The organism is Candidatus Hydrogenedens sp. (assembly GCA_035378955.1).
In the GTDB taxonomy this organism is placed as follows: Bacteria; Hydrogenedentota; Hydrogenedentia; order Hydrogenedentales; family Hydrogenedentaceae; genus Hydrogenedens.
Window position 1 is genome coordinate 1 of the sequence record DAOSUS010000090.1, and the last position, 12,360, is coordinate 12,360.

Sequence of the window (12,360 nt, forward strand, 5' to 3'; positions counted from 1 at the left end):
AGCCTCAAACCCAAGAATACTTCTGATTGTAAAACTTCATTTCTATTTTCCCTTCCTTATCAATATATATTGAATCCTCCTTATATAATTAAGGGCATTTATTGTAATAAAGTGAAGCTTTATGCAACCCCTTGTAGAGGACTTAAATTCTCTTATTGGAAAATAGAAGAATATCCAAATTTAAGGCCAACTAATAATAAGTTAGCGATATATATGAATAAATGGATCGGAGATGGTATTCATGTTCCACTCGATAAATATGGTTTATCAGTGGATGCAGTATTTACAAATAGAGCATTAGTAGTTGAACCTTTTGTTAATCGAGATTTCTGAATAAAGGTTAAATTTTTAATTATTGTAATACAGAGGGGGTTTTGAGGGAAAATGAAACGAAAGAGAGCGGGAGTGGTATTAATAATATCGGTAAGTAATAGCGAGATAATAAACTTTAATAAGAGGAGATAAAAAAGAGGAAAAAAGAACAAAAAATCAATAAGAAAAAACTCAATTATTGGTTATAGAAAAGATATTTTTCTTTCCCAAAGCGATTTTTCCTCTCCAAAAACGGTATAATCATTTTGTCGTCTATCCAAAAACCTAAAAATCCTATTTGTTCAGAGGTCTCAAAGAAATAAAAAAATGTTTGAATAAAAAAAATAAGATAAGTCTATTTGAAATTTGAAATTTGTTTTGGTATAATTTTTAAGCGTGCCGAGGTAGCTCAGTTGGTAGAGCAGCGGACTGAAAATCCGCGTGTCGGCGGTTCGATTCCGCCCCTTGGCACCATTTTATTCCATGCTGGAAATGGGAAGAGAATTAACCAATGTGAGAGAAATTGCTTACATTGTGGTATGCTGGAATAGCTCAGTCGGTAGAGCGGGTCACTCGTAATGACCAGGTCCGGGGTTCGATTCCCCGTTCCAGCTCCATTTTATATAACCTTTCCTGAATATTCTATAATAAAATGAATTGTCGAAATATCAATTAAAAATATTTTTTAACAGAATATTTAAAAGTTGAAAAAAACTATTCCATATAAGTATAATTTATAAAATTTTCAATAAAATCAATCAAAACAAAGGATAGGAAATAATATGGAATCAAGACTTTCTTACAGCACATCCGATGTAGCAAAGTATTGTCATGTTACAGCAGATACAATTCGTAAATGGGCAGAAGCCGGTAAAATACGGGTGTTTAAGACACCAGGTGGACATCGCCGAATTCGTCGTGATGATTTACTTCGTTTTCTGCGTGAAAATAACATGCCTATACATGAAGATTTAGGAAATGCGGGTGTAAAAATATTGGTGGTGGATGATGAGAAGGCGGTTATTTCTGTTATTCGTCGGTTTTTGGAAAGGGCACAGACGCCGTTCCAAATTGAAATGGCAATGGATGGATTTGATGCGGGACAGATGGTTGCAACATTTCAGCCGGATATTATCTTTCTTGATTTGAGATTGCCAGGTTTGGACGGTTTTGAAGTTACTCGTAGAATTAAAACAAATCCAGAAACTTCGCATATTCATATTATAGCAATGACAGGCTATTATCAAGGGGAAGTAGCCAATCGCGTGCTGGAATTAGGTGCCGCTATTTTGTTGCAGAAGCCTTTTACACCGGATGACCTTCGCAAGGCACTTGCGAAAGTAGGGGTGGATGTCAGTTAATTTTTTCGACCGTTCAATATTATAATTGTCACTTTATCTTTAATTCTTGTTCTGGGACTTTTTTTGATTTTAATAATGTTTTAAGGTAAAAAGGATTTTATTATGCAAGTTCATGCTTTAGAAAAATTAGATAATTATAAAATGTATTCGGGTCCTCTGGTTTTGGTGATTATGGATGGAATAGGTATAGGGAAACGAGATGAGAGTGATGGTGTTTATCTGGCAAATACACCGATGTTGGATACATTATTTGAAGAGCCGTTGTTTGCAAAATTAAAGGCACATGGGACAGCGGTAGGTCAGCCAAGTGATGAGGATATGGGGAATTCAGAAGTGGGACATAACGCATTAGGAGCAGGTCGTGTTTTTGCACAAGGGGCACGGCTTGTAAATGAAGCCATAGCAGAGGGGCGAATTTATCAGGGTAAGGCATGGCAAAGTATCATGGAGCGGGTCCGTAATGGAGGAACTTTACATTTTATTGGTTTGTTATCCGATGGGAATGTGCATAGTCATATAAATCAGTTGTTGGCAATCATAAAGCATTGTGCAGAAGAACGCGTTCCGAAGGTGCGTGTACATATATTGACGGATGGACGGGATGTGGCGGAACGAAGTGCTCTGGTATATATAGAGCAATTGGAACAGGTATTGGCAGAGTGCAATCAGAATGGACTAGATTATTGTATTGCATCCGGTGGTGGCAGAATGATAGTAACAATGGACCGATATGAAGCAGATTGGCGTATTGTAGAACGCGGTTGGAAAGCCCATGTTTTAGGAGAGGGGAAACAGTTTTCATCAGCAAAAGAAGCCGTTGAATATTATTATCAAGACCCAACTGTAAACGACCAATTTTTAGGTGAGTTTGTAATTGTTAAGAATGGTAAGCCAATAGGAACGATTGAGGATGGGGACGCAGTAATTTTCTTTAATTTTCGTGGCGACCGTGCAATAGAATTGTCGCGTGCCTTTGAAGAAGATAATTTCCCTTATTTTGACCGTAAGCGACGGCCTAATGTTTTTTATGCAGGTATGATGCAATATGACGGAGATAAGTTTATCCCGAAGAATTTTTTAGTGGAACCGCCATTGATTGAAGGGACTATTAGCGAATATCTTTGTGCTTCGGGGGTAAAGAGTTATGCAATTTCCGAAACTCAAAAGTTTGGGCATGTAACCTATTTCTGGAATGGGAATAAATCGGGTTATGTAGACCCCAAATTGGAATTATTTGAGGAAATTACATCAGACCAGGTGCCGTTTCAGCAAAGACCCTGGATGAAGGCGGGAGAGATAACCGATGCGGTATTGAAGCAGATTGAGGCTGGAGATTATAAATTTATACGATTGAATTTTGCGAATGGTGATATGGTAGGACATACGGGAATAGCCCCTGCGGTTCTTATTGCAGTGGAGACGGTGGACTTATGTCTTACACGGATTTATAATGCGGTCAAAGCGGCAGAAGGTATCCTTGTGGTAACGGCAGACCACGGAAATGCTGACTTGCTTTTTACAGAAAAGAAAGGTAAACGCGAACCGCATGTGGCACATACATTAAATCCTGTTCCATTTATTATTAAGGATTTCTCTCAATCAAATCAGTTCCGTTTAAGCGGTGTAAAAAATCCCGGATTGAGCAATGTAGCAAGTACACTTTGCAATCTTTTAGGGTTCAAGGCTCCAAAAGAGTATGACCCGTCGTTAATTGAAGTTGTCTAATTATTTCCATTATTTCCGTCTTTGAACAATTGTGCTAATAATTTTCGGGAAGTCTGGACGATTTTTATTCCCGCATTGGGTTCCATAAAACTACTACGAGCGGTTAGTATTTCATATCCTCCTTCGTCAAAGGCTTCTGGGGTCGGACAGTAACCAGTATAACCGTTGGAAATCTCGGAAACCATCGTATATTTTGCAGGTGAAGATTTTTTAATATCCAGACCCAAACGACAAAATAATTCTGTAGGGTTGCAGACAATGGCTAAATCGCCAATTCTCATGGCAGTAATTTCAACATCCACATTACCTCCTTTACGCTCTTTCATTTCTCTTAATAACTGGATTTCACGCTGATAGATCTCCGATTGTGCAGAGCCTAATCCTGATTTGACCTGATATTTTTCCTCATCTAAATTTCGAATAGCAATGCGGATAGTTTCAGTAGCGACATCTATTATCATAGTATCTTGATACTTTGTCCACAAAAAAAGTTGATATAATTTACATGCCAGGGTCTCTCCTATTCGTTTAGACCATTCTGGACCTGATTCGGCGGGTTCTTCTTCTCTTAGATTATTTATCTGCGTTACATCACCACAGGCACCATTTAAGAAAACAATAGGAATAGACAGCCCCCATTGCTTTCTTAAAAAATCACGAAGATGGTAAACATAATCAGCGGAATAAAACGAACCACTGAAAACAGTTCCATGCAGGGCATAATTAATAACTGCACTTAATAGGGTTCCATCTTCTTTTGTGATAAACATGGCTAATACTTGTGGGTCTACGGGTCCAGCTGGTGCAACTATCTGTGGATTTTTCCAACCGGGATGAGTTACCACTGTTCCATCTTTCATGTAAAATCGGCGATTAAAGGCTATCCCTTCTTGTTCCCCTTCTGCGAAGCCTATTTTTGCCTTTGTAAGATTGTTCCATGCAGTCTGGATACCTTCAACTATTTTATTTTCTACCATAGAGCAGTATTCGGGGTCGCGTTCGGATGAGAAAACATCAACAATAGGTCCTCCATGATGGGTATGTGATGCGGAAATGATAATATTCTGGGGCGGTAAAGGAATTTTTTCTGAAATTTTTGTTCGAACTCCGGCCACAATATCATCGGGGATAAATAAAGAATCAATAGACACGATGGCAACAGCCGTGTTTGCATTTTTTAAAACCAATGTGTTGAGTTCTAATGGGTCATGTGTACCTTTAGAAATTGCTTTATTAAAACCGCCGGGCATTTCTTTGCCGGGTTCCGGGGTAATATCTATAGTAGAAGTTCCTGCAAGAATTCCCTCTTCTGCATAGAGATAGTTAAAGGATATGCATAACATTACAAAAAAGATAGATATAAAATTTTTAATCATTTTTCGTCCTCCTCAGGTTAAAATCGTATTTCAAAACCTACACACAGGTGGGGTTCCTGTGGATGTTTGCTAATAACTTCAAACTCTTGCTGGATATTTGCCCATTCCTCAGGCAGACAACCTCCGTATAAATAGTCAAGTGCAATTCCTTTTTGTGCGAAGGAATCACTCAGGTCTTTGGGAGGCTTGATGTAAAAGCGATAATATCGTCCAATTTCTTGCATTCCTAATCGGCGATAAAATCTCTGTGCTTTTCGGTCCTGGCTCCAATATTCTAAACGATGAAACCCCTTTTTAATAGCATCTTGAATAGTAGCATCAACCAATTGTTTCCCAATGTTTTTCCCGCTATATTCGGGAAGTCTTCCAAATTCAAGGACATAACCTCCGAGGCTGTCCTTGTTCCAACATAGTTCACCGAGTTCGTTTTCATATTGCACATCTGTCAATCCGACGATTTTATTATTACAAATAGCGACCAACCGTGTGCTTTGATGCCCTTCGTATGCAGGTCGTTCTTGAATAACGAGGTTCCATGCATGTGAAATACTCATAATAATAGCATGCACTTTTAGCCATTCTTCTCTGTCTTCATCGCAATATTCACGAATAATTATTTCTTCCATTTTTATAATTCCTATTGTTCTAATGGGTTACATTCCTCTGTTTCTGTATATAATACTTCTCCCGGATAGAGTGTTCCTTTTCGAGGCCAGAGCCACATTATGGGAGAAAGGGTAAATGCGGAAAGTAGCGTAACAGAACCTTGGGCCGTTGCAATTTCTGCAGGGAAACGGGCATGGAGAACAGTCCCTGGTTTTGCGGATACCTCTTTATCATTAACTTTAACACGGGTTACAAAGACGGTCCTACCTTTGTAGGTAAATCGCGTTATAATGGTTTGGGACAAGGCACGAATTTGACGGTCAATTTCAATAGCGGGAACATCCCAGTGGATAATAGCGTCGTTCACAGTAGGTTTAGGGTCATAGGAAGCCCAATCAAGATTTTGAGGTTCCCCGTGCAATCCTTCTTTTTCAATACGGTCTACGACTTCCAATACCATTGTTTTTGCCATTTCAGAAGCCCGACAATAGACCGAATAAGCAGTGTCTGTGTCGAGAATAGGAAAGGACTGCTGTGCGACAATAGCACCGGTATCAATACCCTCATCCATAATATGAAAAGTAACACCGGATTGTTTTTCCCCATGCCGTATTACCGCATAGAAAGGGTTAGGACCGCGATGGCGAGGTAATAAAGATGAATGAACATTAATGCAACCAATGTTAGGTATGGATAGTATTGGTTTTTTAAAGATAATACCAAAGCCACAGGTAATAATCAGGTCGGGTGATAATTCTTTTATAGGTTTTATCTCTTTTTCATTCATTTTATCAATCCAAAAAACAGGGATATGGTGTTTTTGGGCAAAACGCAGGATGCTATCATGTCCACCTAAAAAACCTAAAAATAACTGATTGATAAAACGTCGGATACCTTTGGTTTGCCTTCCATTTTGGAGAATTCCAATAATCTGGTGCTGACTTTTGATTAGAGGTTCAGCAACACAAACACCTAATTTTCCTGTGCCTGCAATAAGGATACGCATTAGAAAACCTTTTTCGAATCAACTAATATCGTTACAGGACCATCATTTACCAAGGAGACAAGCATGTGTGCTGCAAATATTCCTGTTTCCACATGGATACCTTTATTACGAACTATTTCTATAAATTTTTCATAGTAGGGAATTGCTTTTTCTGGTTTTGCAGAGGTGCTAAAAGAAGGGCGTCTTCCACGACGGCAATCTCCATGCAGGGTAAATTGAGAAACGACCAGCATTTCCCCATTAACATCTTCTAAGGATAAATTGAACTTACCTTCTGTATCATTGAATATACGCAAACCGATAATTTTCTCCGCTGTGTATTGAATATCGGCTTCATTATCCTGTTCATCTACGCCCAGCAAAACAAGAAGACCATGACCAATTTTTCCCACAATCTGATTATCTACCGTTACACTTGCATTTAACACTCTCTGAACTACTGCTCGCATATTGTCCTTTCTGAAGAATAATAGTATATTTTTGTTATTATAAAAGAAAACATTAAAAAACGGTTTAATAATTATATTTAGAATGGATATAAAATAAAAATTGGGTATGGATATATTAACAAAGATAAATGATGATATAAGCTATTTAGCAGGTGCCACGATAACAAGAAGATACGGGACTGAAGGGGAATTGTTGTGTTCGGAATATATTCGCAATCGTTTATTAAACATGGGTTTACAGCCTGTTATAGAGCCTTTTAATTGTTCTCGAGAAACATTTCAGATTTTTTCGCTTTATTGGATGGAGTTTCTTTTTGTCATATTATTGACTATATTTTTCCCATTAGCAGGGTTTCTGTATGGGGTTATCGTTTTCTTCCTTTATTTCTTAGAAATTTCAGGGTATTTTAGCCTGTCAAAATTTGTTCCTGAATATCAGTCTCAAAACATTCATACCGTGATACGGAAACAGGATTTGTTTGATGAACCTAAATACAGGATTGTATTTCATGCGAATTATGACTGTGGTATATCCCATTTTCTTTATTCTAAAGAAGTCATGGATTTTCTTCCTGTGTTTCATCATTTGATTGTAATTTGTATGCTGGTGGTTTTGGGTATAAGTCTTCGCGATGAATTAAGTAATATTGTTCCATGGCAGGATAATATCTCCATGTTGTGCCGCATATTTGTAGGGATTGTTTTAGGAACGATGAGTTTCATCGCCCTAATTGCAACAGCCAATGAAGAGGATACACGAGGGGCTAATTTTAATGCTTCAGGTGTAGCATGTTTGTTAGGAGTGGCAGAGTTTCTGGCTGAACGGCCTTTGGAGGATGTGGAGATTCATTTTGTTTTTTCAGGTGCCTATCAATCCTGGATGTCAGGATTGCGGCATTTCTTGAAGAAAAATCCCTTCCCTAAAAAAGAGACTTTGTTTATTAATGTGGAAGGGGTTGGTTCTGGTGATTTACATATCATTACACGGGAAAGTATGATATTTACTTTTCATGTGGATAAAGAGATTTTAGAATTCATTGAAAGACATAATTTTTCTTCGGAAATAGGAAAAGCGGATTCTTTGCCTTTGCCTACTTCATCGTATATGGTAGCTTTGCACGGATATAAATGTTTTACAATTATGGGTCTGGATAAAGATAAAAAGCCGATATATTGCAATCAAATTGAAGATACTACATTAAATATAGATGAAAAGAAAATTCAGAAAACAAGTGAAATTTTATCTAAGTTCGTAATATTATGGACAGAAGAAAGAAAATAAAGTTATCTGTTTTTTATAATGTTAAGAAACTTATTTACAATATAGACCTAAAAAAAGAAAGGAGTTATATATGAATGTAAATCCCAATATTTTCCGTGAATATGATTTGCGTGGTATTGCAGGTAAAGATTTGACCGAAGATATTATGGAACTTTTGGGGAAGGCGTATGTTGCCTATATGAAATCGAAGAGAGCTATACATAAGAATCTTGTGGTTGTTGGAAGGGATGGTAGGGTTAGTAGTAAAAGTTTTAGCCGTGCTTTGATTGATGGAATCACAGAAGCGGGGATGAATGTGATTGATATCGGTGAAGTGCCTACACCTTTGACATACTTTGCAATGAATACGCTTGAAGTAGATGGTGGCTTAATGATAACAGCCAGCCATAATCCTGGGGAATATAACGGATTAAAAATAGGTGTGGGGAAAACAACTATTTATGGGGAACAAATTCAAGAATTTCGCAAGTATGTGGAAGCAGGGAATTATCCTGTTCGCAAGAAAGAGGTATCCATTACAAAAGTAGACATTGTCCCGAAATATCAAAAACGGATATTAAAAGATATTAAATTAAAACGGAAGCTCAAGGTGGTTATAGACGCAGGTAATGGGGTTGGTGGCGTAGTTGCAGTTCCTTTGTTCAGGGAATTGGGTTGTGAGGTAATACCTCTTTATTGTGAAGTGGATGGAAATTTTCCGAACCATCATCCGGACCCCACCAAAGAATCTAATTTGAAGGAATTAATTAAAACGGTAAAGAAATATAAAGCGGATGTTGGTATTGCGTTTGATGGAGATGTAGACCGTTTAGGTGGATGTGATGAAAAAGGGAGAATGTTATGGGGTGACCAATTATTGGTGTTGTTTGCAAGGGATATCTTGAAAGACAAACCCGGGGCAACAATTCTGGGTGAGGTGAAATGCTCACGGAGTATGTATGAAGAGATAAAAAAAGCAGGTGGAAATGCCGTAATGTGGCGGACAGGTCATTCGCACATTAAGTCTGCAATGATAAAGTTAAAGGCACAAGTAGCGGGTGAAATGAGTGGACATATATTTTTCAAGCATCGTTGGTATGGTTTTGATGACGCTATATATTCGGCAAGTAGACTGCTGGAACTAATTGCCAACGGTGGAAAACCGTTAAGTGCATTGCTGGATACCATTCCGAAAAGGCATTCGACCCCGGAATTGGAAATTCCCTGCCCTGATGATAAGAAATTTGATGTAGTTGCAAAGGCAACGAAACATTTTCAAGAAAAAGGGTATGAAGTGATAACTATTGATGGGGCACGAATTGAATTTCCAGATGGCTGGGGACTACTTCGTGCATCTAACACATCACCCAAGTTAGTTATGCGAGTGGAAGCAGATACAAAGAAGCAGATGGATAAAATCCGCCAATTGATTGAAGATACTCTTCATCAAATTATGACATAACTTCCCGAAATAAAGAGAAATCTATATCGCTGTGGTAATAGATACATGCTTATACTCGAGGGTAAATCCTTAGGTAGGCTAAAACGGGAATTCGGAAAGGTCCTGAATGCGGGTTTGCTGGATAAATTCGCAACAACGCTTTTTGATTTCTTCACCCGTAAGAGATAATAAACGGCGGGGTCCGAAAGACTCACATGTAAAGGAGGCAATGACTGTCCCAATTACTGTTGCTTGCCGTAATACTTCGGGTTCAACACTGTTTCTATATGCGAGATACCCCATAAAACCACCTGCAAAACTATCCCCAGCACCTGTAGGGTCTACAACATTTTCCAATAAGTATGCAGGTAACATGAAAGTTTCTTCATCTTCAAAGAATAAAAGGCAGCCATGTTCCCCTTTTTTGATAATAAGGACATCCGGACCTAAAGCGAGGATTTCTCTGCTGGCTTTTTTTAAGTTTTCTTCACCGGATAATTGTCTTGCTTCCGAGTCATTAATGAAAAGAATATCAACACGGCTTAGAACTTCCTGCAAATCATCCGGTGTCGTCTCTATCCACAAATTCATGGTATCCATGCCCGTAAAACGCGGAAAAGCCTGGCGTAATACATCTAATTGTAAAGAGGGATTAATATTTCCGAGGAAAAGGTAGGGAACTTGTGAGATTTCTTTGGATATGGTGGGTTTAAATGTTTCAAAAACATTAAGTTGTGTATCTAATGTGTCGCGTTGATTTACATCTTTATGGTAGCGTCCCGACCAGCGAAAAGTTTTTCCATCTACCTGTTTTAATCCGTCAATGTTAATATTCCGTGATTTAAGAATCTGGATATATTCCTGAGGGAAATCCGTTCCAATGACACCAATCATATTTACACGAGTAAAGAAGGAAGCCGAAATGGAAAAATAAGTTGCAGCACCACCTAATTCTAACTCACATTTTCCATAAGGTGTTTCGACAGAATCTAAGGCTACAGAACCAACTACAGTTATATCCATGTTTGTTTTTCCCTTATGTTGTCATTATCATTTTGAAATTAATTTGCTACTGCTTTGAAATCGTATTTTCTGATATTCCATTCTTCTTCGCGAATTCGTTTCTTTAATTGGTTATTAAACTGGGAGACCATACCTTGTAAGCTGTCGGCATCGCCTTCTAAAAGAACTTTTTCAAAGAAATTTCTGAAGAATTTTTGTTCTTTTGATATTTGCAGGACATGAGTAATAATTCCCATCAGGGCATCGGTTTGGGGGGTTATGTTTAATTTAACAATCTCATCTATCATTGTGGACAAATCAAAAGGTTTCCATTGCAGGAATTTTGTGGAATGGAATTCCCCAGCAAGCCATTCTATATATTCGGTAGGATTTACATTAAAACTAAATGAATCCATATTTTGCCACCACATTGAATCCGGTAAGAGGTAAACAGGTTCAACCTGAACACTATCGGGTTTAATTCGTTTTAAAAATCGCAATGTTTCTGCGAAGGTATGTCGGTCTTCCTCCGGGCAGGGATAGGAACATTGTATTGTGGTAAAGAAATGAGAAGACACAAAGGCAGATATAGCGGTTTCTAAGGAACTAATGGTTCTCATAATACCGTAATATTTTGATAATAATCGTTGACTGCCTGTTGGAATATTTACCGAGATGGCACGACAACCGGAAAGGTGTAAACTATGCACCCAATCCCCTTGAATATTGGAGCAATGGAAATTGCGGGAATATGTTATGAAATGAGCAGACTTTAATAAAGCCAAAGATAACGATTGAACATCGGAAGAATTTATCATCTCTCCTTCAATATGGAAAGTCCAAGTGCTGTATTTTTCCCTGAGTTTGCCTATTTCTTCCAGAAGATTTTCGGGGGTCGCATTTATATAATGTTTTAGCGTATAAGGTTCTGAATAGCCAAATCTACCATCTCTTACCTGTTCTAATGTAAAGATATTTAATTTGCCACCTTTCTGCAGTGCTTCATAATTGTCATAGGAGGGAATAGGTAAATCATCAAGGGTTAATAGACGGTTCACGGGACCGACACGAATTTCATTCCCTTCGAGATATACATAATTAGGAACTGAATGCAGGTCTTTTCCAGAAGTAAGATGTTCCCACAAAGGCAGAATAGAAATTTCACTGTGATTAATCAATATCCCGTTGAATTCGGGAATATTGGTAATAACATAAGGACCTGTATGATTGAGATAAGGACCCGCTCCTATGATATGAATTTTATTTTGGGTTTCTTCTTTTCTTATTTCATCAGCAAGGATACGAGCGACAATAAGGTCTTCCCTATTTTCTACCCAGAATAATATACAAACGGTGTGAGAAGAAATCTTTATATTTTGATATATCCAGCGAAGGTATGAATTTTTAATATCTTTTTTTTGTTTTCCACTTCCCAATATACGAGAAAGCCATAATCCTATTTTGTTTTCTTTTGTATCATTTTTGCCAATACCTTTATTTGTTGTATCATCAGAATAGTATTGAATTGCTTCAGGAATACCGAAATCATAAATTGCGGTATTTACATTGTTATCTTGCAAAATTTGAGACATGACAGCAATGGTTCGTTTTGGAGTAAATACTTTGATATCTTTAATCTTTGCTGGAGCATATACGAGGATGAATTGGCTCATATTCAGTATCCTATATGTTGTATACTATTTATAGGTTACAATTTTTTTATAACCACTATATATTGTATATAAAAGTATATTAGGATATAAAATTGTATATTTCAACATTTTTTATAAAATTTTTTAATATTTTTGGAGAAAATAATAT

The 12,360-nt window shown here is 37.6% G+C and carries 11 protein-coding genes and 2 tRNA genes; 7 read left to right on the plus strand and 6 right to left on the minus strand.

Annotated features, from left to right (window positions below):
• From PLA12_12975 to gpmI, 5 genes are all read left to right on the plus strand, one after another.
• On the plus strand, window positions 1-333 hold a 333-nt coding region (locus PLA12_12975; GenBank protein ID HOQ33407.1), incomplete at its 5' end, for a hypothetical protein.
• A gap of 377 nt (window positions 334-710) precedes the next feature.
• Window positions 711-786: transfer RNA gene (locus PLA12_12980), tRNA-Phe, on the plus strand.
• A gap of 67 nt (window positions 787-853) precedes the next feature.
• Window positions 854-929 (plus strand) — tRNA-Thr (locus PLA12_12985).
• Between the two features lie 165 nt (window positions 930-1,094).
• On the plus strand, window positions 1,095-1,673 hold the full coding sequence (locus PLA12_12990) for a response regulator (protein ID HOQ33408.1): 579 nt from the start codon (window positions 1,095-1,097) through the stop codon (window positions 1,671-1,673).
• A gap of 102 nt (window positions 1,674-1,775) precedes the next feature.
• Window positions 1,776-3,398 carry a 2,3-bisphosphoglycerate-independent phosphoglycerate mutase gene (gpmI, locus tag PLA12_12995; GenBank protein ID HOQ33409.1) on the plus strand — a complete coding sequence of 541 codons (1,623 nt, stop codon included), beginning with the start codon at window positions 1,776-1,778 and terminating at the stop codon, window positions 3,396-3,398.
• On the opposite strand, the gene PLA12_13000 is transcribed toward gpmI, so the two are convergent.
• The 4 genes from PLA12_13000 to dtd are packed head-to-tail and all read right to left on the minus strand — an operon-like array spanning window position 3,395 to window position 6,835.
• On the minus strand, window positions 3,395-4,774 hold the full coding sequence (locus tag PLA12_13000; GenBank protein ID HOQ33410.1) for a hypothetical protein: 1,380 nt from the start codon (window positions 4,772-4,774) through the stop codon (window positions 3,395-3,397). The two genes, gpmI and PLA12_13000, sit on opposite strands and share 4 nt — an antisense overlap.
• Before the next feature lie 17 nt (window positions 4,775-4,791).
• Window positions 4,792-5,400 carry a GNAT family N-acetyltransferase gene (locus tag PLA12_13005; protein HOQ33411.1) on the minus strand — a complete coding sequence of 203 codons (609 nt, stop codon included), beginning with the start codon at window positions 5,398-5,400 and terminating at the stop codon, window positions 4,792-4,794.
• An 11-nt stretch (window positions 5,401-5,411) separates the two neighbouring features.
• Window positions 5,412-6,386, minus strand: a complete 975-nt coding sequence (locus PLA12_13010) for a methionyl-tRNA formyltransferase (GenBank protein HOQ33412.1) — start codon at window positions 6,384-6,386, stop codon at window positions 5,412-5,414.
• Window positions 6,386-6,835, minus strand: coding sequence for a D-aminoacyl-tRNA deacylase (dtd, locus tag PLA12_13015; GenBank protein ID HOQ33413.1), 450 nt, complete (start codon window positions 6,833-6,835; stop codon window positions 6,386-6,388). The genes PLA12_13010 and dtd overlap by 1 nt, the downstream gene beginning before the upstream one ends.
• Window positions 6,836-6,941: 106 nt before the next feature.
• Between dtd and PLA12_13020 the strand changes: the two genes are divergently transcribed.
• Window positions 6,942-8,117, plus strand: a complete 1,176-nt coding sequence (locus PLA12_13020; GenBank protein HOQ33414.1) for a M28 family peptidase — start codon at window positions 6,942-6,944, stop codon at window positions 8,115-8,117.
• A 70-nt stretch (window positions 8,118-8,187) separates the two neighbouring features.
• Window positions 8,188-9,558, plus strand: coding sequence for a phosphomannomutase/phosphoglucomutase (locus tag PLA12_13025; protein HOQ33415.1), 1,371 nt, complete (start codon window positions 8,188-8,190; stop codon window positions 9,556-9,558).
• A 78-nt stretch (window positions 9,559-9,636) separates the two neighbouring features.
• On the opposite strand, the gene PLA12_13030 is transcribed toward PLA12_13025, so the two are convergent.
• Together PLA12_13030 and PLA12_13035 are read right to left on the minus strand one after the other, a co-directional pair.
• Complete coding sequence (locus PLA12_13030; GenBank protein ID HOQ33416.1) at window positions 9,637-10,560, minus strand: PfkB family carbohydrate kinase; 924 nt, start codon at window positions 10,558-10,560, stop codon at window positions 9,637-9,639.
• A gap of 38 nt (window positions 10,561-10,598) precedes the next feature.
• Window positions 10,599-12,212, minus strand: a complete 1,614-nt coding sequence (locus PLA12_13035) for a hypothetical protein (GenBank protein ID HOQ33417.1) — start codon at window positions 12,210-12,212, stop codon at window positions 10,599-10,601.
• Between the last annotated feature and the right edge of the window lie 148 nt (window positions 12,213-12,360).